The organism is Bdellovibrio bacteriovorus, from assembly GCF_001592745.1.
Taxonomy (GTDB): Bacteria; Bdellovibrionota; Bdellovibrionia; order Bdellovibrionales; family Bdellovibrionaceae; genus Bdellovibrio; species Bdellovibrio bacteriovorus_B.
In genome coordinates, this window is the sequence record NZ_LUKD01000001.1 from 1,744,502 (window position 1) to 1,767,679 (window position 23,178).

23 protein-coding genes and 1 tRNA gene are annotated in these 23,178 nt (G+C 45.1%); 10 read left to right on the forward strand and 14 right to left on the reverse strand.

Translation table 11 applies throughout. The features are described 5' to 3' along the window. The first annotated feature begins 94 nt into the window (after window positions 1-94). Window positions 95-2,464 carry a PAS domain-containing hybrid sensor histidine kinase/response regulator gene (locus tag AZI87_RS08415; RefSeq protein ID WP_063206120.1) on the forward strand — a complete coding sequence of 790 codons (2,370 nt, stop codon included), beginning with the start codon at window positions 95-97 and terminating at the stop codon, window positions 2,462-2,464. Window positions 2,465-2,546: 82 nt separating this feature from the next. After that, window positions 2,547-4,136, forward strand: coding sequence for a malate dehydrogenase (quinone) (mqo, locus tag AZI87_RS08420; protein WP_063206121.1), 1,590 nt, complete (start codon window positions 2,547-2,549; stop codon window positions 4,134-4,136). Here mqo and AZI87_RS08425 read toward each other — a convergent pair. Further along, window positions 4,126-6,372 carry a bifunctional alpha,alpha-trehalose-phosphate synthase (UDP-forming)/trehalose-phosphatase gene (locus AZI87_RS08425; protein ID WP_063206122.1) on the reverse strand — a complete coding sequence of 749 codons (2,247 nt, stop codon included), beginning with the start codon at window positions 6,370-6,372 and terminating at the stop codon, window positions 4,126-4,128. The genes mqo and AZI87_RS08425 overlap by 11 nt on opposite strands. Before the next feature lie 54 nt (window positions 6,373-6,426). Between AZI87_RS08425 and AZI87_RS08430 the strand changes: the two genes are divergently transcribed. Continuing rightward, complete coding sequence (locus AZI87_RS08430; RefSeq protein ID WP_063206123.1) at window positions 6,427-8,229, forward strand: glycoside hydrolase family 15 protein; 1,803 nt, start codon at window positions 6,427-6,429, stop codon at window positions 8,227-8,229. 51 nt (window positions 8,230-8,280) lie between these two features. Next, the gene (locus AZI87_RS08435) at window positions 8,281-8,697 is read left to right on the forward strand and encodes a GFA family protein (protein WP_063206124.1); all 417 of its coding nucleotides are present in this window, start codon (window positions 8,281-8,283) and stop codon (window positions 8,695-8,697) included. Here the strand turns inward: AZI87_RS08435 and AZI87_RS08440 are convergent. Beyond that, window positions 8,686-9,660: a 2-hydroxyacid dehydrogenase gene (locus tag AZI87_RS08440; protein ID WP_063206125.1), complete on the reverse strand. Its 975-nt coding sequence runs from the start codon at window positions 9,658-9,660 to the stop codon at window positions 8,686-8,688. The two genes, AZI87_RS08435 and AZI87_RS08440, sit on opposite strands and share 12 nt — an antisense overlap. Before the next feature lie 161 nt (window positions 9,661-9,821). Here AZI87_RS08440 and AZI87_RS08445 point away from each other — a divergent pair, with 161 nt between their 5' ends. The 3 genes from AZI87_RS08445 (at window position 9,822) to AZI87_RS08455 (ending at window position 11,802) form a co-directional block, all read left to right on the forward strand. Then, complete coding sequence (locus tag AZI87_RS08445; RefSeq protein WP_253696563.1) at window positions 9,822-10,865, forward strand: linear amide C-N hydrolase; 1,044 nt, start codon at window positions 9,822-9,824, stop codon at window positions 10,863-10,865. 76 nt (window positions 10,866-10,941) lie between these two features. Next, window positions 10,942-11,032 (forward strand) — tRNA-Ser (locus tag AZI87_RS08450). 233 nt (window positions 11,033-11,265) lie between these two features. Beyond that, window positions 11,266-11,802, forward strand: a complete 537-nt coding sequence (locus AZI87_RS08455; protein ID WP_063206127.1) for a GNAT family N-acetyltransferase — start codon at window positions 11,266-11,268, stop codon at window positions 11,800-11,802. 19 nt (window positions 11,803-11,821) lie between these two features. On the opposite strand, the gene AZI87_RS08460 is transcribed toward AZI87_RS08455, so the two are convergent. Beyond that, window positions 11,822-12,226 (reverse strand): SRPBCC domain-containing protein, encoded by a 405-nt coding sequence (locus AZI87_RS08460; RefSeq protein WP_063206128.1) that lies wholly within the window; start codon window positions 12,224-12,226, stop codon window positions 11,822-11,824. A gap of 166 nt (window positions 12,227-12,392) precedes the next feature. On the opposite strand from AZI87_RS08460, the gene AZI87_RS08465 reads away from it, so the two are divergent. Beyond that, the gene (locus AZI87_RS08465; RefSeq protein ID WP_063206129.1) at window positions 12,393-13,931 is read left to right on the forward strand and encodes a hypothetical protein; all 1,539 of its coding nucleotides are present in this window, start codon (window positions 12,393-12,395) and stop codon (window positions 13,929-13,931) included. 20 nt (window positions 13,932-13,951) lie between these two features. On the opposite strand, the gene AZI87_RS08470 is transcribed toward AZI87_RS08465, so the two are convergent. The 4 genes from AZI87_RS08470 to AZI87_RS08485 form a co-directional block, all read right to left on the reverse strand. After that, on the reverse strand, window positions 13,952-14,428 hold the full coding sequence (locus AZI87_RS08470; RefSeq protein ID WP_063206130.1) for a hypothetical protein: 477 nt from the start codon (window positions 14,426-14,428) through the stop codon (window positions 13,952-13,954). Window positions 14,429-14,646: 218 nt separating this feature from the next. Beyond that, complete coding sequence (locus tag AZI87_RS08475; RefSeq protein WP_216635252.1) at window positions 14,647-15,141, reverse strand: SRPBCC family protein; 495 nt, start codon at window positions 15,139-15,141, stop codon at window positions 14,647-14,649. Continuing rightward, the gene (locus tag AZI87_RS08480) at window positions 15,138-15,614 is read right to left on the reverse strand and encodes a hypothetical protein (protein ID WP_063206131.1); all 477 of its coding nucleotides are present in this window, start codon (window positions 15,612-15,614) and stop codon (window positions 15,138-15,140) included. Before AZI87_RS08480 ends, AZI87_RS08475 begins: the two co-directional genes overlap by 4 nt. A gap of 145 nt (window positions 15,615-15,759) precedes the next feature. Beyond that, window positions 15,760-16,191 (reverse strand): hypothetical protein, encoded by a 432-nt coding sequence (locus tag AZI87_RS08485; protein ID WP_063206132.1) that lies wholly within the window; start codon window positions 16,189-16,191, stop codon window positions 15,760-15,762. 411 nt (window positions 16,192-16,602) lie between these two features. Between AZI87_RS08485 and AZI87_RS08495 the strand changes: the two genes are divergently transcribed. Then, window positions 16,603-17,295, forward strand: a complete 693-nt coding sequence (locus tag AZI87_RS08495; protein WP_063206134.1) for a class I SAM-dependent DNA methyltransferase — start codon at window positions 16,603-16,605, stop codon at window positions 17,293-17,295. Between the two features lie 35 nt (window positions 17,296-17,330). Here the strand turns inward: AZI87_RS08495 and AZI87_RS08500 are convergent, their stop codons facing one another. From AZI87_RS08500 to AZI87_RS08510, 3 genes are read right to left on the reverse strand one after another with little or no spacing between them, the layout of a single operon-like run. Beyond that, window positions 17,331-17,867, reverse strand: a complete 537-nt coding sequence (locus tag AZI87_RS08500) for a GNAT family N-acetyltransferase (RefSeq protein WP_063206135.1) — start codon at window positions 17,865-17,867, stop codon at window positions 17,331-17,333. Between the two features lie 6 nt (window positions 17,868-17,873). Continuing rightward, window positions 17,874-18,284 carry a DUF1801 domain-containing protein gene (locus AZI87_RS08505; protein ID WP_063206136.1) on the reverse strand — a complete coding sequence of 137 codons (411 nt, stop codon included), beginning with the start codon at window positions 18,282-18,284 and terminating at the stop codon, window positions 17,874-17,876. Between the two features lie 60 nt (window positions 18,285-18,344). Further along, on the reverse strand, window positions 18,345-18,866 hold the full coding sequence (locus AZI87_RS08510; protein ID WP_216635253.1) for a DUF488 domain-containing protein: 522 nt from the start codon (window positions 18,864-18,866) through the stop codon (window positions 18,345-18,347). A 290-nt stretch (window positions 18,867-19,156) separates the two neighbouring features. Here AZI87_RS08510 and AZI87_RS08515 point away from each other — a divergent pair, with 290 nt between their 5' ends. Beyond that, complete coding sequence (locus AZI87_RS08515) at window positions 19,157-19,747, forward strand: ATP/GTP-binding protein (protein ID WP_063206138.1); 591 nt, start codon at window positions 19,157-19,159, stop codon at window positions 19,745-19,747. On the opposite strand, the gene AZI87_RS08520 is transcribed toward AZI87_RS08515, so the two are convergent. From AZI87_RS08520 to AZI87_RS08535, 4 genes are read right to left on the reverse strand one after another with little or no spacing between them, the layout of a single operon-like run. Next, window positions 19,744-20,178 carry a GFA family protein gene (locus AZI87_RS08520; RefSeq protein WP_063206625.1) on the reverse strand — a complete coding sequence of 145 codons (435 nt, stop codon included), beginning with the start codon at window positions 20,176-20,178 and terminating at the stop codon, window positions 19,744-19,746. The two genes, AZI87_RS08515 and AZI87_RS08520, sit on opposite strands and share 4 nt — an antisense overlap. A 50-nt stretch (window positions 20,179-20,228) precedes the next feature. Further along, window positions 20,229-20,726, reverse strand: coding sequence for a hypothetical protein (locus AZI87_RS08525; RefSeq protein ID WP_063206139.1), 498 nt, complete (start codon window positions 20,724-20,726; stop codon window positions 20,229-20,231). Further along, window positions 20,723-21,832 carry a 3-oxoacyl-[acyl-carrier-protein] synthase III C-terminal domain-containing protein gene (locus AZI87_RS08530; RefSeq protein ID WP_063206140.1) on the reverse strand — a complete coding sequence of 370 codons (1,110 nt, stop codon included), beginning with the start codon at window positions 21,830-21,832 and terminating at the stop codon, window positions 20,723-20,725. The genes AZI87_RS08525 and AZI87_RS08530 overlap by 4 nt, the downstream gene beginning before the upstream one ends. 51 nt (window positions 21,833-21,883) lie before the next feature. Continuing rightward, window positions 21,884-23,152 carry an NAD(P)/FAD-dependent oxidoreductase gene (locus tag AZI87_RS08535; protein WP_063206141.1) on the reverse strand — a complete coding sequence of 423 codons (1,269 nt, stop codon included), beginning with the start codon at window positions 23,150-23,152 and terminating at the stop codon, window positions 21,884-21,886. Window positions 23,153-23,178: the final 26 nt, after the last annotated feature.

The window sequence follows — 23,178 nt, forward strand, 5'->3', positions numbered from 1 at the left end:
AGCAGGTTTTATTTTGAGCTTACATGCGACACGTAGCAATATCGAGAGACACATGTGAGCCCAATCGGTACGCATGACTACCCCTGGGGACTCAATGAAAACCATTAACTTCGATCAGTCTAACGCAACCCTGTTAATCCAGGTATTTCAAAATTCGCCCTCTTTTATGGCCTTCGTTGAAGGGGCGCATTTCATTTTTAAATTCGGCAACCCGAAGTTTTTGGAATTAATTGGGCACAACGAGATTATTGGTAAGACCGCTAAGGAAGCCCTGCCAGAGTTGGAAGAGCAAGGTCTTCTTGATATTATGCACACGGTTTCTCAGACCAAAACCCCTTATAAAGGTTTTGAAGTCCCCGTCTATTTTAAAAGTCCTCTCGGACGCCTAGATAAGTTTTTGGATTTCACTTATCAGCCTATTCTTTCTGATCACGGCAATGTTGTTGGGATTCTGATTGAGGGGACAGATGTCACCGAAAAAGTTCTTTCGCGCATTGCTGTTGAAAAAGCCAAGAGCATTGTTGAAAATGAAAGAAATAATTTTCGATCTTTGTTCAAAGATACTCCTCATCTTGTATGTATCCTTCGTGGCCCGGAGCACACCTTTGAGTTTGTGAACGAAGCTCACGCAAGGCTTCTGGGATTTGATGCCACCGGAATGACTGTGCGACAAGCACAGCCTGAGTCCATCGAAGTGCACGGACTGTTAGATGATGTCTATCGCACCGGGGTGACCTTGCAACACTTCGAAATTCCTGTCACCGTCGGGGACCGCATTCGCTATTTCAATTTAACCTATAGTGCTCGTCGCGATGACGACGGTCATATCAACGGCGTTATGATTTTGGCTTCAGAGGTTACTACCCACATCGAAATGCGAAAAGAGCTGGAAGCTTCCAAGCAAACTCTGGCACTTGAGCAACACAAATTAGATGCCATATTCCATGTTTCTCCTGCGGCTATGGCTCTCTGGGTGGGCGAAGACATGGTGTTTGAAAAATTGAACAACGAGTATCAGAAAATTTTTTCGGGTAGAGACCTGCAAGGTCGTCCTTTTTTAGAAGCATTGCCAGAGCTTGAGCAATTTGGCGAGCTTGTTCGGAAAGTTCTTCGAACCGGTGAGCCTTTTGTTGGTACTGAATTCCCGGTGCCTGTGCGTCGCACTGAATTTGGTCCGACAGAAGAGCGCTATTTTGATTTCACCTACATCCAAATTAAAGATGCTCATGGAAATCCCTATGGCGTTTATGATCACGCGATTGATGTTACGGATCGGGTAATGGCAAGAAAAGATCTTGAGGCTGCTAAAGAAGAAGCTGTGCGAGCAAATGATTTGAAGTCGGCTTTTTTAGCAAACATGTCTCATGAGATCCGCACTCCACTGGGAGCCATCATGGGATTTGCAGATCTTCTACGTGACCCGAATCTTCCCTATGAAGAACGTGTGAATTACCTGGAAGTTCTTCAAAGAAACGGCCATCAGCTGACAGTTATTATCAACGACATCCTGGATCTTTCTAAGGTGGAAGCCGGACAAATGGCTTTAGAGTTCTTGCCATTAAAGCCTGAGACGATTGCTCACGATGTGATTTCTTTACTGCGCGTGAATGCGGCAGAAAAGGGCTTACAACTGGGATTTGAGCGTGATCCATCGACACCTGCAGAAATTCACTCGGATCCGACACGGGTTCAACAAATACTTATTAATCTAGTTAGTAACTCCATCAAGTTCACGCATACGGGAAGTGTTTCCATTCGTACTTTTGGAAAAACCGAGAAGGGCCGTACCGTTGCGGCTTTCGAAGTGATCGACACAGGGATCGGGATACAGGAAGATCAGCGCGAAAGAATATTCGAAGTTTTTGTACAGGCCGATAGCTCAGTGACGAGAAAGTTCGGAGGAACGGGATTAGGTCTATCGCTTTCGCGTCGTTTAGCGCGTGTCCTGGGTGGCGACGTGATTGTGAAAGAAAGTCTGCTTGGAAAAGGCAGTACTTTTCTAGTAACAATTGAGGATCAGCCTGAAAAGAAGAAGGCCGTGCTTCCGGTTGTCGCTGCATCATCAGCAGCAGAAGCTAAAGAAAATTCTGAAAAGCCTTTGGAGGGAATTAAAGTCTTGGTCGTCGACGATACACCTGACAATCAACGTCTTATCAAGCATTTCCTTCGTCGAGCGGGTGCAAGTTCTGACATCGTTGATAACGGATTGGTGGCGCAAACAAAGGCCTTGGAAGGTGACTACGATATAGTTCTTATGGATATTCAGATGCCTGAAATGGATGGATATACTGCAACTCAACAGTTGCGCCAAAAGGGTTATAAAAAACCCATCATCGCGCTGACGGCGCACGCGATGGCTGAAGTCCGCAGAAAATGTCTGAGTGTTGGTTATACCGATCATCTGACGAAGCCTATCAATTCCGTGGACCTGATCAGCATGGTTCACCGCTACGTGCGTGCCTAGGGCGCAACCCTTTGTCAAAATACTCATTTTGATTCCCACGGAATCATTCGAACATGAAGTTTTCTTATAACAGGGAAAACTTATGCAAAAACTCTTTTTATTGTTGCTGTGCTTTTGTTTGTTGGCGTGTTCAAACAATCCACCAGTGGAAAAGTCCGTAGACACCGTGTTGGTCGGTGGCGGTATCATGAGTGCGACGCTGGGGACTTTGTTGAAGGAGTTAGATCCGAAGATGACCATGGAAGTCTTTGAGCGATTGGATGCAGTGGCCGCTGAAAGTTCCGCAGCCATGAATAACGCTGGGACGGGACATTCGGCGTTTTGTGAACTCAACTACACCCCAGAAAATGCAGATGGCAGTATCAATACGAAGAAGGCCGTCGACATTAATGAGTCATTTGAAATCTCAAAACAGTTTTGGGCTTACCAAGTTCAACAGAAAGTTCTTCCTGATCCTAAGGCTTTCATCACAAACGTTCCGCACATGAGTTTCGTGTGGGGTGAAGACAACGTTCAATATCTTAGGAAGCGTTACGAAGCTTTACAGCAAGAGCCGCTCTTTCGTGGCATGCAGTATTCCGAAAACCACGATGAAATCAGACAATGGATTCCTCTTGTGATGGAAGGACGAGATTCAACGCAAAGAATTGCCGCAACTCGTATGGACATTGGCACAGATGTGAATTTCGGTTCTCTGACAAAAGCTTTCTTTGAGCATATGTCGACATATCCTGATGTGAAGATCAATGTCCGACATGAAGTGCGTGATATTAAAAGAAACGAAGACGCCACTTGGAATGTAATCGTAAAAGACTTAGATACCGATTCTTACAAAGCTTATAATGCGAAGTTTGTCTTCATTGGAGCAGGCGGCGGCGCTTTAAAACTTTTGCAAAAAAGTGGAATTCCCGAAGCCAAAGGATATGGTGGAGTTTCTGTGGGTGGTGAGTGGCTTGTGACGACAAACCAGTCTCTAATCGAACGCCATCAAGCCAAGGTGTATGGCAAAGCATCCGTGGGTTCACCTCCTATGTCAGTTCCTCATTTAGACACTCGTGTGATTGATGGAAAAAAAGCCCTGTTGTTTGGTCCGTTCGCGACTTTTTCGACAAAGTTTTTAATGAATGGATCTTGGTGGGATTTATTCCGCTCGCTAAATACCAGTAATATAATTCCGATGATTCAAGCGGGTTTAGACAATATTCCTTTGACTCGTTATTTGATTGAACAGCTGATGCTCAGTGAGGATGAACGCATTTCGACCCTTCGAGAGTACTTTCCCAATGCTGAAAAAGCGGACTGGAATTTAGAAGTCGCCGGTCAGCGTGTGCAGATCGTAAAGAAAAGCGAAGAAAAAGGGGGAGTTCTCGAATTCGGGACAGAGATTGTTGGCTCGGAGGACGGGTCGATCGCGGCTCTTTTGGGGGCGTCTCCAGGAGCTTCAACGGCGGCGCCTATCATGATCACACTGGTTGAAAGATCTTTTAAAGGACGCATGCAGACACCCGAGTGGCAAGCGAAGATAAAGGAAATCATTCCGTCCTATGGAAGAAAACTGAACAGTGATTTGGCGCTTTTAAATAAAACTCGCGAGTGGAGCAGCAAGCAGCTTCAACTTAAGTTTATAAAAGTAAGAGAGCTGCCTGCTGAGAAGAAAATTGTTAATAACTAGCGTCGTTTTCGCGGCGCTGTTCGAAATGCTTCGAAGCAACGATGCTCGCTTTCGTAATCACCAATTCATGCAAAAACGAAAGAACTTCTTTTTGATTCTTCAAGCGATAGTGGGCTTCGGTTATACCCGGGCCTACTTTGATTGAAAATCCTTTCTCACCTAATGCTCTAAACATGTCTTCGTCCGTGCGGTCATCGCCGATACAGATAATGGAGTCCGCGTCCGTGTTTCCCAACTGAAGAAGCCAGCGCAGAAAGTTTCCTTTGTTACATTCGATCGCCTTTGCTTCTACGATATTTGATCCCATGGCTATAGAAACAGGTTCATTTGCCATACCGACTTGCAGTTCGTCGTGAAGTTTCTTGGCCTGAAAGTTAGCAAAATCCGCTGGCGATTGGCGAAAGTGCCAGACTAGGGAGGCGCTCTTTTTTTCAACCCATGCTAAGGGGACGCGGTCCGAGTAATCATTCATTACTTTTTCAATTTGTGGATACCAAGCTTGAATCTCAGAGGCTATGCGACTTTGCCAAGTTTCGCCTGGAAATTTGAAGTAAGCTCCGTGTTCGGCTGCTAAGCCAATCGGCATGTCGGCAAACTGAGATTCTAGAAACTCTTTGGACCGTCCGCTGATAACGAAGACTTCCATTTTTTCGTGCAAGGATAAAAGAAGATGTTTTGTTTCCTCAAGCAGTGTCGCGAGTTCGGGACGCTTTGCTAAGGCCACGACCGTGCCATCATAGTCTAAGACGACCTTCATTTTTTTAGTCTGCAAAGCGCTATGCAGTGGCTTCGGCCAGGATTCCGGTGGCGCTTGAATATCTACAACTTTTTTGCTGGAGATTTGCGTGATTTGTTCCAGATCTTTAAGAAACGCTAGGGCCCATTTGGTAGAAGAGTAGCGCGACAAGATCTCTTGCAGATGGGACAGTCTTTCATAGCGCTCATCAAAACTCATCTCGAAGGCTTGTTTGATGGCGTCGGCGATGGCATCTACGTCCCACGGGTTCACGATCAGAGCATCACTGAGCATGGAAGAGGCTCCGGCAAATTCACTTAAGATCAAAGATCCTGGAGTTTCAAGGTCTTGAGCCATGACGTATTCCATGGCGACAAGATTCATTCCGTCTCGCTTGCTCGTTACTAAAGCCGCGTTAGAACTTCTATACAGAGCTAAAAGCTCAACTTCAGAAATAGACTTAAAAATATAATGAACAGGAATATAATCCGGAGTGCCGAACTGTCCGTTGATAGAGCCTACCAGTTGCTCGATTTCCTTTTTCAGATCCATGTAGGCTTGAACATTTTCTCGAGTCGGAACGGCGATCTGTAAAAGTGAAATTTTTCCGACGAGTTCAGGATATTTTGTAAACGCCCTATGAAGACCGCGCAGCTTTAAAACCAATCCCTTTGTATAATCCAATCGATCGACGCCCAAAAGAGTGAACGGAACATTGCTTACGCTTGCATAATAGTCACATTTTTGTTGGACCTCAGGAGAAGACGCTTTCGCCTTATAGGCATCACTTTCAATACTGATAGGATAAACACCCAGATGAGCTGCGTGTCCGTTAAGGTCGGCTTTAAAAAACGAGGTATCTAAACCCAGAATAGATTTTAGACTCACCGTGAACTGCCTGAGGTACGAGTGCTCATGAAAGCCGATAAGATCTGAGTGAAGCATCGCTGAAAGAATTTCTTCGCGAACGGGAAGCTGGCGGAAAAGTTCCGCGCTGGGAAACGGAATGTGTAAAAAAAATCCGATTTTAACGTTCGGCAAACGTTCGCGAAGCATCTTAGGTAGAAGCAGAAAATGGAAGTCATGAATCCAGATAGTGTCTTTGTCAGTTGCCACTTTCACGATTTCGTCGGCCATAATCTGGTTTGCTTCTTTGTAAGCTTCCCAGTTTTCGCGGATAAAACCTGTCAATTGACTTTCATAGTGGAAAAGCGGCCAGATAATTTCATTAGAAAATCCATCGTAGTACTTTTCGTACCTTTCCTTCGAAATATAAACAGGATAACTTTGTAAGTGAGGATGCGCTTGGCTGACTTTGTTTTGCAGTCGCTCTGCTTCGTCTTTATCGGTGTCAAAACCAAACCAGGCAAATGGCTCATCAAGACTGACCCCGAGCAACGCAGAGACAAGCCCGCCACTACCTCTTTTAAGCTCGCCGTCAGCAGTGATGTTGAAAGGCAGTCTGTTGCTGATAAAAATTCTTTTTGGTTTTTCTGACATCAAGGTCCTCCGAAATTAACATGGGGGTTTTGGTTTCAAAGAAAGGTCTGAAAAATGGAAAGCACTACGTTCGGTTCACCTCATCGTTACGATCACGGCTTGATAGGCAATTGCGCCTACACAGCGTTAGTAGATACAAAAGCTAATATTAGCTGGTTGTGCTGGCCAAGATTCGATTCCAGCTTTATTTTCGGTCCGCTGTTAGATCCAGAAAAAGGCGGACAATTTTCATTCACACCGTCAGGGAAGAATTTTTCGTCGTCACAATCTTATATTAAGAACACCAATATACTTTCGACTCGTATCGAAACAACAGATGGTGCATTTGAAGTGATCGATTTTGCCCCGCGATTTAATTTGTTCGAACGCTATCATAAACCCTTGATGCTCTTTCGCAAAATTAAAAAATTATCAGGTCGTCCGCGCATCACTGTGAAATGCAATCCTGTCGGAGATTATGGAAAAATTCAGCCACGAGTCATGCTAGGCAGTAATCACATTCGATATGAAGGCTTAGAACAGCCCGTGCGTCTTACCACAAATGCTTCGCTCACCTATATAGTCGAAGAAAAAGAATTCACTGTGACTGAAGATCTTTACTTTGTTTTGTCCTGGGGGATTCCTTTGGAAGGCCCACTGCAAGCGACTTTCGAAGATTTTTATAAAAGAACAAAAAATTATTGGACGAAGTGGGTTGAAAACTGTCATTTGCCGCAAATTTTTCAGAAAGAAGTGATTCGTTCCGCTCTCGCTTTGAAACTTCATCAATATGAAGACACGGGCGGAATCATCGCTTCGTGTACAACAAGTCTTCCTGAAATTCACGACGAAGGCAGAAACTGGGATTATCGTTTCTGTTGGTTGCGCGATACTTACTACACGTTGTCTGCTTTAAATTCACTGGGCCATTTCGATGAAATGGAAAAGTATGCTCACTTCGTCGAAAATTTGAATCCCCATGATCTTGCTTCATTGCAACCTGTGTATTGCATTGATGGTTCACCGGAAATGACAGAAATTGAGTTAGAGCTTCACGGGTATATGGGAAATAAACCGGTGCGTGTAGGCAATCAAGCCTCAATGCAGATTCAGCACGATGCCTACGGACAAATTCTTCTGGCGGTCTTTCGACTTTTTATTGACGAGAGGTTGGTGGGAAGAGTCGATCAAAGCTCGGTGCGATTGATGAAAAGTATCTTACGCTATATCGAGAAAACAATGGAAACGCCGGATAACGGTGTATGGGAATTCCGCGGAAAACAGGCGATTCATTCTTACACGTTGATGTTCCACTGGGCCGGAAGCGCGGCGGTTCGCAAAGTCGCACGTCTGATGAATGACGAAGAGCTGGCCGTGCGGGCGGAGAAGGCCATGAACTATGCTAGCGAACTTCTTGAAAAATGTTATTCGCAGAAAAAGCAGGCCTATGCACAAGCACTGGGATCCGAGGAGCTTGATGCGAGTGCCTTACAGCTTATTACTCTGGGATATTTTCATGATAAACCGAAGGAAGCTGCTATGAAACATGTCGAAGCTATTGAAAAAGAGCTGATGCTTTCGCCAGGGTTTCTTCTTCGCTACAAACATGCAGATGATTTTGGTCACCAAAAGTCTGCATTCTTGGCTTGTAGCTTCTGGTACGTAGAGGCACTCGCGCAGATGGGAAGAGCCAAAGAGGCTGAAGAAATACTTCAAAGCATTATTCAAACCCAGAACCACGTGGGCCTTATGAGTGAGGACTTCGACGTCGAGACGCAGAGCCAGTGGGGGAACTTCCCACAGACCTACAGTCACGTCGGTTTAATCAACTGCGCATTTGCCATTGATAAAGCGATGACATCACCCGCATTTTTTTAAGAAAGAAAACAAATCTTGAAATGAAATTAGAATCCTTTATAGATTGTTGTTATGAAAATTTTAAAGGGTTCTTGTCATTGTAAGAATATCGAAGTTGAAGTGGGAATAGAAACGGATCCAGCAAATCTTCAACCTCGCTCTTGTGATTGTGATTTCTGCGTAAAGCATCACGCCGCTTACGTCTCAGACCCGCGAGGTTTTTTAAAAATCCAATATAAATCCGAATCGCTTCTTGGTCTTTACAAACAAGGAACCGGAACGGCTGATTTTATCTTTTGCCAAAATTGTGGAATTCTTGTCGGAGTTATCTATAAGACTCCGGCTACCATCTATGGAGCGGTTCATAGTCATATATTGGAAGCAAACTTTCAGGAAGAAGTGACTGTGTCGCCCAAAAAACTCGATAAACAGGCAAAAACTCAACGTTGGGAAGAAGTTTGGTTTCCTGACGTGATGCTAGGTCCATAGGGGATCGCGCGGAGCTTGTCCCATAAGAACACGCTCTACGTTTTCTAAGGCCCTTAATCCCATGTCCGTGCGCGTTTCAATCGTGGCACTCGCCATATGAGGTGTGGGAAAAACTCTTTCATGCGTTACGAGTTGATTATTTGGTGACGGCTCATTTTGAAAAACATCAAGGCCTGCGGCAAAAATCTTACCTGAATCGAGTGCTTTTAAAAGAGCTGTTTCATCGACTAAGGAACCGCGAGCCACATTCACCAGAATGCTTTGTGCTTTCATAATTTGGAGTGTTTTTTCATTGATAATATTTTTAGTTTCGTTTGTTGCGGGGGCGTGCAGGGAAACTATATCACAATGAGGAAGCATTTCTTCGAAGGTCTTAAAGTATGTAGCACCGTTTTCTAGTTCGGTGCTGAGTCGTTTTCTATTGTGATATAGGATCTTCAAGCCGAAGGCGCGTGCTCTTTGGGCCACCGCTTGTCCGATGCGACCCATGCCCAATATGCCTAAAGTCCTTCCCGAAAGCTTAACTCCTAAAAGTTCATTCTGAGCCATGGGCTTGGTCCATCCTTTTTCTATCACGTGAACATATTCGCGTGCGCGCCGACTGGCCCCTAAAAGCAAAAGCAGAGTCAGATCCGCCGTGCAGTCAGTAAGGACATCGGGAGTATTGGACGCTTGCAGCCGGCGCTTTTTTGCGGCCTCAACATCGATGTGTTCAAAACCTACGCTGGAGGTTGCGATGATCTGAACTTGCGAAGGAAGTTGTTTAATAAAATCGGCATCGCACTTTTGCTTTGAGCCGACTACAATGGCGTTTGCTGGACGAGATTCTAAATTTAACAAAATTTCTTTGGGCGTTAGATCTAGCTCCGTAGAAATAACGTCAAATTTTTTAGATGCCTGCTGCAAGACCTCAGTGGTTGTTGGAAAAGTAAAAAAGACTGTAGGCAAATCGGATTGGTTCATAAGGACATCGTAAAAGAAAAGGCTCTGGGAAACCAGTGAAGAGTCCTCTGCTATTTCGCAAGAGTGAGTCTTAGCAATGCGATCTTTCCTAAACGACAGAGGAAGATTCTCAAGTCATAATCGGCATTGAGTTTACTAAGATTAAAAAAATGAGGACGCAAATGACATTCCTAAATTTAGTAGCTGTTTTTATGGTTGTTCTTCTGGCTTATTCGAAATCAGAGGCTTGCACTCGAGCTGTGTATTTGGACGGAAAAACCAATGTCATCACCGCACGTTCGATGGATTGGAAAGAAGACATCATGACAAACCTATGGATTTTTCCAAGAGGAATAGAAAGGTTCGGGCAGGCGGGTAAAAACTCTGTTCAGTGGAAATCGAAGTATGGAAGTGTCATTGCCTCTGGTTACGATATTTCGACAACGGATGGAATGAACGAAAAAGGATTGGTGACCAACTTACTTTGGCTTGTGGAATCCGAATATCCAAAACTGAGCAAGAAGCCAGGGCTGGCAATTTCATTGTGGGCTCAGTACGTTTTAGATAATTATGCCACCGTCGCCGAAGCCGTTGACGCTTTAAAGTCAGAACCCTTTACCATCGTTACCGCGAATGTTCCGGGACAAGAGCGTTTGGCGACACTTCATTTATCTCTTTCGGATGCTTCAGGGGACAGTGCCATCATCGAATACATTGAAGGAAAGCCGGTTATTCATCATGGACGTGAATATCAAGTGATGACGAACTCTCCCACTTTTGAAAAGCAGCTAGCATTGGAAAGTTATTGGAAAGACATTGGTGGTACGGTCATGCTTCCGGGAACGAATCGAGCGTCAGATCGTTTCGCAAGGGCCTCGTTTTATATTAACGCCATTCCCAAGAGTAAAGACCCCGTGGTGGTGCTCGCAAGTGTGTTCAGCGTGATTAGAAACGTCTCTGTTCCTTTTGGTATCACGACTCCGAATCAACCCAACATTTCCTCTACACGCTGGCGAACGGTTGCTGATCACCTTCGCATGCTCTATTTTTTTGAATCAGCGCTGACACCAAATACGTTCTGGGTGGATTTCAAGGACGTCGATTTTTCAGAAAAGACGGGGAAGGTTCTGAAGCTGGATTTGGGAAAAGATCAGCGCAACACCTTTGCCGGTAATGTCGCCAAAGCGTTTAAGCCTAGCGAGCCTTTCAAGTTTATGGGGCTTTAGATCGTTTTTACTCAAACGCAGGCTTGCATAGTGCGACGCGCAATGCTATCTTGGCTTTTCTTTACGTTCCTGTCCCGGAGAGGTGGCCGAGTGGTTGAAGGCGCACGCCTGGAACGCGTGTGTAGGTCACAAGCCTACCGAGAGTTCGAATCTCTCTCTCTCCGCCATTTCCACATTCCAAGCTAAGCCAGTAATAAATGAACTAGAGACAACGAACATCGGCGATCAATTCGAACGAAAGAGTTCGAGAAAAGTCGCACGATGCGATCGCGCAAAGCGCGACGGCGAAGCGACCGAGGCCCACGAAGGGCCGAGCCAATCTCTCTCTGTTTCAGCAAGGCGGTCATATAGATGATGCTTCTAAAACTAATTTGCAACTATACTGCTCCACGGAGTGAATGTGGATATAACTATCAGACAAGAAAATTTAGAGGATATTCCGCAAGGTCAAAAACTTATTGAAAAGGCATTTGAGAATGTGGAGCATTCGGACGGCTCAGAACCTTTACTCGTAGGAAAACTACGAAAATCGAAAAATTTTATCCCACGGCTTTCGCTTGTTGCGAGTGGCATTGGAAATGAAATTACTGGCCACATTCTTTTTACTCCCATTGAAATTGTGCGGGATGATGGCTCATCTCAAAAGTCTTTGGCACTTGGCCCTGTGTCGGTATTACCCACTTATCAGAATAAAGGTGTCGGCGGACTGCTCATTAAACGAGGCCACGATATTGCGAAAGAGCTTGGATTTACGTCCATTATCTTACTTGGCCATCCTACGTATTATCCAAAATTTGGATACAAGCCCGCATCCTTATGGAATATCAAGGCGCCGATGGACGTTCCTGACGAGGCATTTATGGCGATTGAACTTTATCCCAACGCTCTTGCCGATGCTTCGGGATATGTTAAGTATCCCCCGGAGTTTGGAATCTAAACAATTCACTTCGCCATTCCTACTTATCTTCCTGCTTTTCCAAATAACTTTTTATCGGGTCCCAGTTGTATTTGCGCCAACCAAGCTCGATAGAGGGAATCATTTCCTTGGGCACGCCCCGATGGATCAAGATAAGTTCGGTGCCGTTTTTGCTGGTGGGTTTTAAGTTGAAAGTCGCCATAGAGAATATTCCTTCAGGGAAGCTATGGCCTCTCCAAGCCTGGACGATTCTTTTATTTCGAACTAGCTCCACGATGATTCCTGTTGCTTGTCCTCCATAAACTGAAAAGGGAGCTCCGGCTGACTTTCCGATCTTAGCTTTTTTTCCTGTCAGGGACGCATACTTTTTAGAGTCTGTGAGTAAACTGTAAATCACATCAGGTGGGGCGTTAAAATGAACCTTTTGTTTTATCGTTTTACACATCTTATGCCTCATTACTTAGGAATTACATTAGATGTAACGATATTTGAAAGTACAAGTAAATGAAAAGCCCTGTGGAGCTTGGCAAGAAAAGTATTAAATTCTTTGCGCTGTCTCAAAATACTCCAACCTAACTTAAGAATTCGAAGAATATTCCGATAAATATGTCATGAATTTCGGAGCGTTTCTTGTGTTCATAGCTCTGTCTTATTTTGGGACAGAAGCGAACGGAGCGCCTACGACACTCACGTACCAAGGGCGTATCCTTCGATCTGATGGAACTCCATTAGAGCATTCCAACGTTAGCTTTATTTTTCAAATAACAAATCCCTCTGGTCAGTGCACTATCTATCAAGAGCAAGTCACTGGAATTAATATGACGAACTCCAAAGGCGTCTTTGATGTTCCTATCGGTGCGGGTCTCATCAATTTTCCATTGAGTGGCGGCTTCACTGTTCTGGATGCCTTCAACAACTCTACCAGTTATACTTGTGGCGCGTGCGTTGGCTATAACTGCGTCAACGGCACGAGCACATACACACCTCTCGGTTCGGACAGTCGTGTTTTGCGCGTGCAATTTCATGACGGCAGTGGCTGGCGAACTATTGCGCCGGATAATCTTATCCGCTCAGTGCCGTTCTCTGGTTATGCTCTTTCCGCACAGAAGCTCGGAACGAATGTCGCTTCTGATTTTTTGTTGAAAGCGGGCTTACCCACTTGTACAAGCAATCAGTATCTATCTTGGAATGGCACCACTCTGATATGCGCGACTTCTTCTGCCGCCAGTAGTTCTTCAACGGGTTTACTAAGTTCTACGGACTGGAATGCTTTCAACAACAAGCTGGACAGTTCTTCTTCTATTTCTACTTCGCAACTTCCAACGGTTCCCGTTTCTAAAGGAGGAACCGGGGTCACGTCACTGATTCCGAATCGTCTGTTGGCCAGCGATGCAAGTGGCTCAGCGGTGACGGCTTTTAATTGCGGCGCCGGTCAGCTAGTCAGCTTTGATGCATTAGGTGTCATGGGTTGCATCAATATTTCGTCTTTAGCAATGTTTGCTAACGGAGGAAACAGTTTTTCAGCGAACGCCGTTTTAGGAACTAGCGACAATTTTTCAGTGAGTTTCGCGACGAATGGAATCCGTCGAATGACGGTGACTGCAGATGGTAAAGTAGGAATTCTTACCACGACGCCGAACTCCGCTTTGACCGTCGGCGGACAGGTGGAATCAACGACAGGAGGTTTCAAATTTCCCGACGGCTCCGTGCAAACGACGGCGGCTTCTGCAAGTGTCCTTCCCAAAGTCATTACGTTTAGCAGTGTTTCCGGTATTACGACATCATCAGCACCTAGTTACGTCACGATGTCGACCCGGAGTTGGACGGCTCCAGCGACGGGGATGGTCTTAATGACATATTACAAAATAGCTCCTTACATATTCTCCTGCACATCCGGGAATCTTGGGTTTCGATTTACCGTGGATGGAGCGGCAGGTTTTATAGGTAATCACGCATTTATAACCGGGGTGCACCGCTATCAAAACGGAGAAGTGGTCTTTCCTCCCATGGTGGATACTTTTAATGTCACGGAAGGCACTACTTACACCATCGCCACTCAGTATTTCACACAATCTTTTAGCTCATGCCTTTTCAATAGCCACGGCAACTCTTCAGGCCAAGACACAATCGTCATCCAATATGTTCAATAGAGTTGGCTTAAATAGTAGAATTACCGTGTTCCGGTTTCTCTTGTGATCGGTGCAGGACCCGGTCTTTGAATTTCTGGCAGACGCGTGCACTTGCCTGTTAAAAGACCTGTGCACACCATGCCTATATGAATAGTTTTTACTAACATAGAAGGACCCGCGACTTTTTTGTACGCCGTCATCTTGCGAATTTTTTCTGCAAGATCATCATTAGAAATACGACGCGGGTCGAATTCCATTTTTAAGAGGCCTTTTTCTTTAAGCTTCGCTAGTTCTCTGCGGATATTTCGGAAAATAGGCTCCATGTCAGAGCGGTACTTTTGGTCGGCCTTAATAAATTCATTGAGTGCTTCAATAAGAGCTTCAAGCTCTTTTTCGTCAATTTCTTGCACCGATGACTCAGATTGTATTTCGTATTTAGTGATTGCAGGATTGCCTGCGGTGGCAAAGGTGCCGGAAGAGAATAATCCAATAAGGCTGAAGAGAAGGACTGAACGCATGCGCTAGTAAACCTCTTTATGATTTTAGCGCAATCGCTTTCTTAAAGAAAAGAGGTTTTAGAAGCGGTGGCACCGATTTGTTTAATGCATCTGATTTTTTTGTCTCAAATTGATCACTTCCCGTAAAGAATCTCGATGTCTGAGATTAACATTGCCAAATTGCCATATAGAGAAACGAACCTAATATAAAAGTGCCGTCTTGAGGTGAAGCTTAACTGCTACTTTTCTAAAATCGATTTTAGTTTCTTAAGGTCTTTAGTGACCAACTCAGCGTCTTTGGCAAACATCTCTTCTGTCATGTTGGGTCTACGGAAAAGAGTGAAGATCACTTCGCTGCCGGATGCATTTTTTATCACTCGAAGTGGATTGTTAACGACTTCCCCTGACGGCAGCTCAACATCGTGATCGATGACGCCATACGGGTTTTTATCGACGAACTTAACTTTAACTTGTCCCATAGGTGAATTAGTAATCCACTCATTGCCTGACTTCCTTAAAGTAGCATCCGCCAATCCCGCCGCCCATTGCGGGAGATTTTCAGGATTAGAAGCGAATTGATAAACTTCGTCACTCGGACGATTGATAGTGATGCTGATATGCTTAGCAGGAAGCGTGGTCGTCATTTTATCCTTTGCGCTTTTGGTGCTTTTGCCGAAAGCTGACACGCAGAATGTCGTAAGTAGAATGGTGATGGCCGTTTTAAACAGTCTCATTTTACAATTTTCTCTACTTCTGTTGGAGCAATAACTGAAATTTTGACGCCGCTTCCGTTCATACCTGAGGAGGTAATTTCGATGCCGCGTTTTTCGCAGTAAAGAAGTTGCCCGCCGGAACCTTGGTATTCTTCACAACCTTTGAAGAAATTTTTGAACGAATTAATGTTGTCGCTAGCGGGTAGAGCTTTTCCGTTCAGACTGAGTTCACCCAAGTTTTTACCTTCAAACCAAATCTGCACGGCTTTATCGTTTTGCAGTCGGACTAATAAGTCTTTCTTTTTCATGTATGTAGTCGTAGAAGGCGATTGTCGAGAGTCATCAGTGATGAAGCCCTTCTTTTTAAGCTTAGAAGCAGAATCTCCAATGGAGACTTCGCTCAACCGTTTACCTGGGATGATCGTCAGAAGGTTTTTCCCATTAGCACTGAATGCTAACGTAATTAAAGCGAGCGCTCGTGAAATCATTTTCATAGAACAAATTTTATTTCTGCCTTCAGTGGTGGTCAATAGAGCTGCCGCTGAATTTTAAGAGAAGGTCTTAATTAAAAACAAAACCCTGAGCGGGATGCGGCTCAGGGTTTCACTCTTGCGGGGATTTTGATTTTATTTACATATTCTACTCCTCATTAAATTCTGGGTACGCGCCACCCAGTGGGTTGTACCCATCGTGAATATCCATTTCTGTAGAATCACCTTTTCTGTACATCGTTGCATCAATGCCATACCACCCAGTCATTCTTCCTGCCTTCGTAATGTCGTCGAAAGTGCGGCCACCGCAATCTAAGTTCTCTTTCACCTCGCCGCGAACCTGGTAAAAGAAAGGTGGGTAGTAGCCTGTGAAGAAAGTGGATTCACCCGGCTGCAAACAGGCGTTATCACTAATGCGGCTGATAGAGTTATAGATAGTTACCCAGACTGCGCGATCCATGTGATTGTTGAAAACTATCTGAGTTGGGATCGGTAAGTAGTTTGCTTCCGCATTTTGAAAGTCGTCAGCTTTTGCAGTGAATGAAGCTAGGACGATAAGTGTTGCAATAAGTGTTTTCATTTTAAATCTCCTTGTCATTTGTTTGCGTTACACAAAGAGGTATTGCACTGGCGATGCCAGCGAATAGATCGTGTGATTTCAATAGCTTAGACTGCAACCGGCCTGCGGGAATTTCGGCAGATGCTGGGATTTCGGGAAGGACCTGCCGGGGCCTCGGCAGAGTCTTTGTTTGAGACTTTGGATTGATCCTTTTGTCAAATACAGGTAGATTCAGTCTTGAGCTTTGGCGAAGCTCCAGTTGCTGTATCAGCATCCAAAAAAACTAAATGCTCCTTTAGAGAAGGCATTCTCTATATTTCCCCATTTTGGGAAAAGGAGTATTTATGTAAGTCCGATAGCAAGAAATAAATCAAAAATAAAAACTCATACTAACGTGCCTAACGGGCGCCTATTTCATTTCTCGGAGAGAAAATGGATTTCAAAAAATTTGATCAAAGAAATTATCCCACTGTTTCTGCTAAAGAAGGTTACGGCGAATGGGCAGAGACTTATGAAAACTCAGTACCTGATCTTTTAGATCTTCAGACATTACATCAAATAGAGTCAGTGTCTTGGCGTGATTCGAAAGCTTGTCTGGATCTTGCTTGCGGAACGGGGCGAATCGGAGCCTGGCTTAAAAGCAAGGATGTAAACACCATCGATGGTTTGGATTTAACACCGGAGATGCTTGAAAAAGCCAAAGCCAAAAACATTTATCAGGAACTGAAATTGGGGAGTGTTGAATTCACCGGACTTTCAGAAAATCACTATGATCTTCTCATCATGAGTTTAGTTGATGAGCATCTTAAAACTTTAAAGCCCGTCTATGCAGAGGCTTATCGACTTGCTCAGCCTGGAGCAAAGTTCGTCGTTGTGGGAATGCATCCTTTCTTTTTTATGACTGGAATGCCAACCCATTTCAAAGACAAAGAGGGAAACTCGAAAGCCATCGAAACAAACCTGCATCTTATCAGCGACCATGTTCGAGCCGCACTGGCTGCGGGCTGGAGACTTGAAGAAATGCACGAAGGTTTAATCAATGATGACTGGGTCCGAGTCAAACCGAAGTGGGAAAAGTTCAGAGACTATCCTGTGAGCTACGGCTACGTTTGGAGTCGATCCTAGAAAAAAGACTCAGGACTGCTATCACTCGTGCTGGTCTAAGACGGTTTAATTCGATACAAAACGTGACGTTTTAAGGGATGGCCATCGGCAACTTTTGGATGATCAAAATCATCTGCCGAATTGTAGGTCATCCCGATTTTTTCCATCACTCGTCGAGACTTCCAGTTTTCAACAGCCGTCATTGCAACGACCTCTGATACCTTTAAACTTTGAAAAGCATAATCGACTACGGCACGGGATGCTTCAGGAGCAAAACCGTGTCCCCAATGCTTCTTAGCTAAACGCCATCCCACTTCCACGCAAGGACTGAAATGAGTGGGATGAGTGAAATAAGATAGTCCAACAAACCCGACAAACTCGCCTGTGTCTTTGCGTTCGCAGGCCATAAAGCTATAGCCGTCTTTCTTTTGGTTTGCTTTGAGTCTTTCAATGAAAGCGATGGTTTCTTCTTTGCTGAGTGTTGAAGGAAAGTACTCCATGACTTCGGGATCCGAGCAAAGAGCGTGGAAAGGGTCTATGTCTTCAGGCTTCCAAAGGCGAAGAATCAATCTAGGTGTTTCAAGGTATTCCATAGCAAGCTACTTTGTTTTCTTTTTTAGTTTGGATTTGTTCAATGCTGCAGCTTCCTTAATTAAAGCCTTGAGCGCGCGTTTATTGATTTTTTCACCCTCGCGGAAATCAATAGCGCGACGAACATTCCCTTCAAGACTTGAGTTGAAAAGTCCTGTGGGGTCTTTCAACTTTGCGCCGTTGGCAAAAGTCATTTTTACGACAGCTTTATACGTTTCACCTGTACAAATCATACCGTCAGAATACCAAACCGGAACGCCACGCCACTTCCATTCTTCAGTAACATGAGGAAGGGCTTCTTGAATGACTTCGCGAATCTGCTGGAGTGTTTGGCCTCGCCAGTCGCTCAGTTCTTTAATTCGGGCGTCGATCATTTGCGATGGTGATTTTGCTTTTAAGACTTTTTTCTTTACAGCCATAGGGTCTCCACACGGGGATTGTCGGGGATATACTAAACATAAGAAGCCCGGGCCGCAAGCCTAGAGCGCGTGAGGTGTCGGATAGAAGACTTTTTCTGAACCTTTCACTTTAGCTCCTTGGGTGAGCTTTGCGGTTTCCACGCGATCACGCCCCATGAGGTGAAATACGGTTTCTCCATGAGCGAGCAGATAATCCGCAATGATCCGTCGATGGCAGCGCCACCACACGGCTTCAGAGCACATAATGGCGCAACGTTTTTTTCTGCCTAGCTGAATTAATTTCGCTAATCCATGAACGAACTCGTCAGAGAGGGCATAGTCCGCATAGTTGTGAAAGCTTTGGTTCTGCCAGAATCCATTTTCAGCTAAGGGAATTGTTTTACGTTTGCTACGCAGACCTCCTAGCTCCGCAATGTGGCGATAATCGATATGAAACGGCTTTAAATTCTTGGGTAAAATGTCTTTGTTATATTGTGGATTGGTGCGCGATCTTGGCACTGTTCGCACGTCGACGACAACCTGGACTTCGGCGACTTTTAAAAGTTCGACAAACTCTTCGATGCTTCTTGTAGAGTGGCCCACCGTAAAAAACGGCAGGCTTAATGCTTTCCCGAACTTTTCACCTTGCGCAAAGCAGAGCCCTTGTGGGACGCGATATGATCGGTTTTGTCGCTTTTGAATTTGTTAGGCATCTCAACCTCCTGATTCAGCATTTATTATAAGACGTTTGCGCAAAGATTCAGATTTTTCAGAGATAAATGAAGGCGTTGATCTGACGATGGACGGGCACTTTATGTTAGATCTCAATGAATAAATACAAAGAAGGTTGCGGGGAGGTCATGAATGCCTCAGCATAGAATTCAGGAGAAGTTATGGCCATGAATCGAAAGCCGCTGAAAATTGTGCTAACGGGAGCGCCCTCTTCAGGAAAAAGCAGCACGATGCGTGAGCTTCAACGCGTCTTTGGGGATCAAGTCGCGTTAGTCCCTGAAAGTGCGGTCGTGCTTCTGTCGGGAGGTTTTCCGGCTCCGCAACACGGTGATGTTGAGCAGATCCGCGCTTTCCAAAAGGCGATTCTTCAAGTGCAAGCAGGTCTAGAGCAAATCATTCCACGACAGCATCCGCTGGCGAAAGTTTACATTTTCGACCGAGGGTCTTTAGATGGCGCGGGCTTTTGGCCTTTAGGCGCCGAAGATTTTTTGAAGCAATTTGGTCTGACCAGAGAAAATGAGTTTGCAAAATTTGATCACGTGCTTTTTATGGAACTGCCTTCACCGGAAGCCTTCGGCGGAGTGAATCAGCTGCGTTTTCATGATTATCAACAAAGCAAACAAAGCGAAGAACAGTTGCGAGAAACCTGGGGGTCTCATCCGGGGTTTAAAGAGATCAAAGCCCAAGCGACACTGGAAGAAAAAACATCCCTTGTCGTGGGCCTTGTAAGGTCACTTTTAAATAAAGCTTAAAGATGCCGAGTTTCTTTCGGCGGATTTAACTGATTATCGTTAATACCATCTTCATAGATGACCGGCGCGAAGATGATTTCTTCCGGTGTGACATCGTCGATGGTCGCAAGGTTCACGGCATAAAACCAACCATTGAAAATATCATGTTCAGGCATTTCTAAATAACCTTTGGAATAAACCTGCACGCCACAGTTTTTACAGAAGTAGTGGTGAATGTGACCTTCAGGCCAGCCTGAAGGCGAGGCGTGATAATTCGTTAAAGAGTCTTCACCGGTTTTTAATGTGAGTTGGTCGGCTTTCGTGAAGACTTTCTGATACTTCGTTTTCACGCAATAAGTGCAATTGCATTTATGAATCCCTCGAGAGACATCTAAGTTCACGTCAAATTGAACTTTCTTGCAGTGACAACTTCCATGGTAGGCTTTAAGCATAGAACCTCCGGTTCCCAAAGCCTCCCATGGTGAAAAAATAAAATCCACCATTAAGATGGAGCCGGTCCTTCATTTTCTTGCTGCACTTTGCGATAAGAAGCCTCAACGCGGGCTTTTCTGATTCTTTCGGCAAGAAATCCCCAATAAACCACTTGATAGACTAGGAACACAAAGACACCACCGGCCACTGCGACAAAGGCGGCTCGACTGTCTTCCCATTCGTACATTGCTACGAATAACGACAATGGATGCATCATAAATAAAACGGCGTGAAGCCACATCTCTTCCGCTGAGCAGAACTTTCTGTGCACCCATTCGTCTTTAGTTACACAGATGCATGAAATCGTCGCCATCACGTAATAAATGATTTCAGTCGTCGGCGTTCTTTCCATAAAAGCCAGGAAAAGTAAACATGCAATGACCGTCATCGTATCAATGGGATGCCCGATGACTTCCCACTTGGGAAGGCCGCGTTTGCGATGAAAGAAAAATTCATCAAATAAAATGGCGGCTCCCTGCACGGCGGAAACGATCAAAAACGCGCTCATACTTTCTCCATAAGTCCTGCACAGATTGTTAATCCTGGGCCGAAGGCATAACTGATTATCGGTGTGCCGGATGGAATGCTGTCGTCATCCAGAATCTTTTCCCAAAGATGCGGTAAAGTCGCCGAAGACATATTGCCCCGCTCTTTTAGAAGGGCCCGACTGGCTTGCACTTGTTGATCTTTAAGATCCATCTGCTTTACGACTTGATCAATGATTTTTGGTCCACCCGGATGAACAGCAAAAAGAGCTTTCTTAGAAATTTCAGCCGGATCTAGTCCTCGGGCATTCAACCAGCGATGTGTGAAATCGCAAATTTTTTGTCCAACCATTGAGGGAACATCTTTTGATAAAGTCATTTTCATTCCCCAGTCGGAAACCATCCACTCCATCGCGCCTGAGGTTTCAGGAACCAGCTCTTCATATAAGGAATGAACTTTGAAACCTTTCGAAGGTTTATCTGGTGTCATAGAGTAGGCAATCACACCATCGGCAAAAAGACTTTGAATCACCATCTGCTCCAGCGTCGGATCTTGAGGGTTTAAATGCAGACTGCAAAGTTCGGTGTGAACGAGGTCTACAGCTTTCTTCTTCCCCAAGACTTCCTGATTCGCTAAGAAGCCCGAAGCCATACGCAAGGCAGGAAAGGCGCCATAACAGCCCATGTGATAGGAGTGAGTGACCGTCACGGGTTTCGGTGCTCGCACCGCCACCATCTGAGCCGCACTTGGTGAAACATATCCGGTGCAACTGACGTGAATGATGTCATCGGGAAATCCACGAGCGTCGTAAAGCTTATTAAAAAGATCGACCACTGTTTTGTGATAAAACTCGTGGCGATGGTGCATGCTGACGCCGCGAGGAGATTGAGTCACCGGATAGATTTGATTCTTATCCCACTCGGTGTGCTGCGAATCGGGAAGAAAAAATCTTCGCGTCGCAATCTGCGTTTCTGAACAAGCCACACGAGAAAGAAGTTTTGAGTATTCTTCTTCCGTATAGGCTTGATCTTTTTGAGCCGCTTTGTAAATGGCGGCCAGCCACTTAAGACCGTCGCCTTGGTTTTTCGGATAGGGTGGTTGTATGGAGTGAAAGTTTTGTAAGTACATACCGAAATGCTTCAGGAACACCTGAAGCTTCGGTAGATCCAGTGTTATGAATCACGGGCTCTTCGGTTGTGATCTCCACTCTTTATCAACAATCAATCGAGCTCCGCGTTTGAATGTAAAGTACGCATAAGCCCACTGCCAGATGACGAAGACTTTATTTTTAAAACCAATTAAATAGTATACGTGAATGAATAACCAAAGAAGCCAGGCAAAAAATCCGCTGAACTTCAGGCGATTGATTTGTGCAATGGCTTTTCTCCGGCCGATTGTGGCCATTTGGCCTTTATCGCGATATTTAAATTCGCTCCGTGGCTTTCCGTTGATCTCTTGTAAAATCTCACGAGCGGCATGTTCACCCTGTTGCATAGCTACAGAAGCTAAACCGGGTAAAGCTTTTCCATCGTCTCCCATATAGCAGGCTTGATCGCCAAGAACGAAAACCTCGCGATGATCCTTCAGGCTTAAATCTTTTTCAATGATCACGCGACCGCTACGATCGAGTGGAACGCCTAAAGATTTATTTAAGCTTGAAGGTTGAACGCCTGCCGCCCAAAGGATAGTCGAAGCTTTAACGATTTCATCCCCTAAGACGACGGACGTTGGCTTTACATCTGTCACGCGTGTGTTCGTCCAGATTTGCACGCCCAGATCTTCCAAGTCCCGGGCAGCCTGACGAGAGAGTGATTCATCGAAGGCTGCAAGGATTCTTTTGCCAGCTTCGATCAAAAGCACGCGTGTGCGTGAAGGATCAATGTGCCTGAAATCTTCGGTCAGTGTATGCCGACTGATTTCAGCAATGGCGCCGGCAAGTTCAACACCTGTGGGGCCTCCGCCGACAATCACAAATGTAAGATGCTGTTTTTGTTTTTCAGGATCTTCTTCTTTTTCTGCGAGTTCAAAGGCGATCAAAAGACGACGGCGAATTTCTGTAGCTTGTTCCAAGGTTTTCAACCCAGGCGCATTTTCTTCCCACTCTGGATGAGCGAAGTAGCTGTGTTTAGCTCCGCAAGCCAAGATCAAATAGTCGTAATCCACAGTGCGGTCACTGACTTCTAATTTTCGATTTTGTAAGTCCACGCTTTTGACATTGTCTAAGAAAACAGAAACGTTTTGATATTTTGAGAGGAGTCCACGGATGGGGCCTGAAATTTCTGCGGGAGATAACCCCGCCGTTGCGACCTGATAAAGAAGAGGTTGAAAAAGATGATAGTTACGACGATCAATCAGTGTCACAGACACTTCATCTTTGTTACCTAATGCGCGAGCTGCTTTTAAGCCCGCAAATCCACCACCGACAATGACGACTTTTTTGGCTGACATAGAAACCTCGATTGCACGAGGTCATT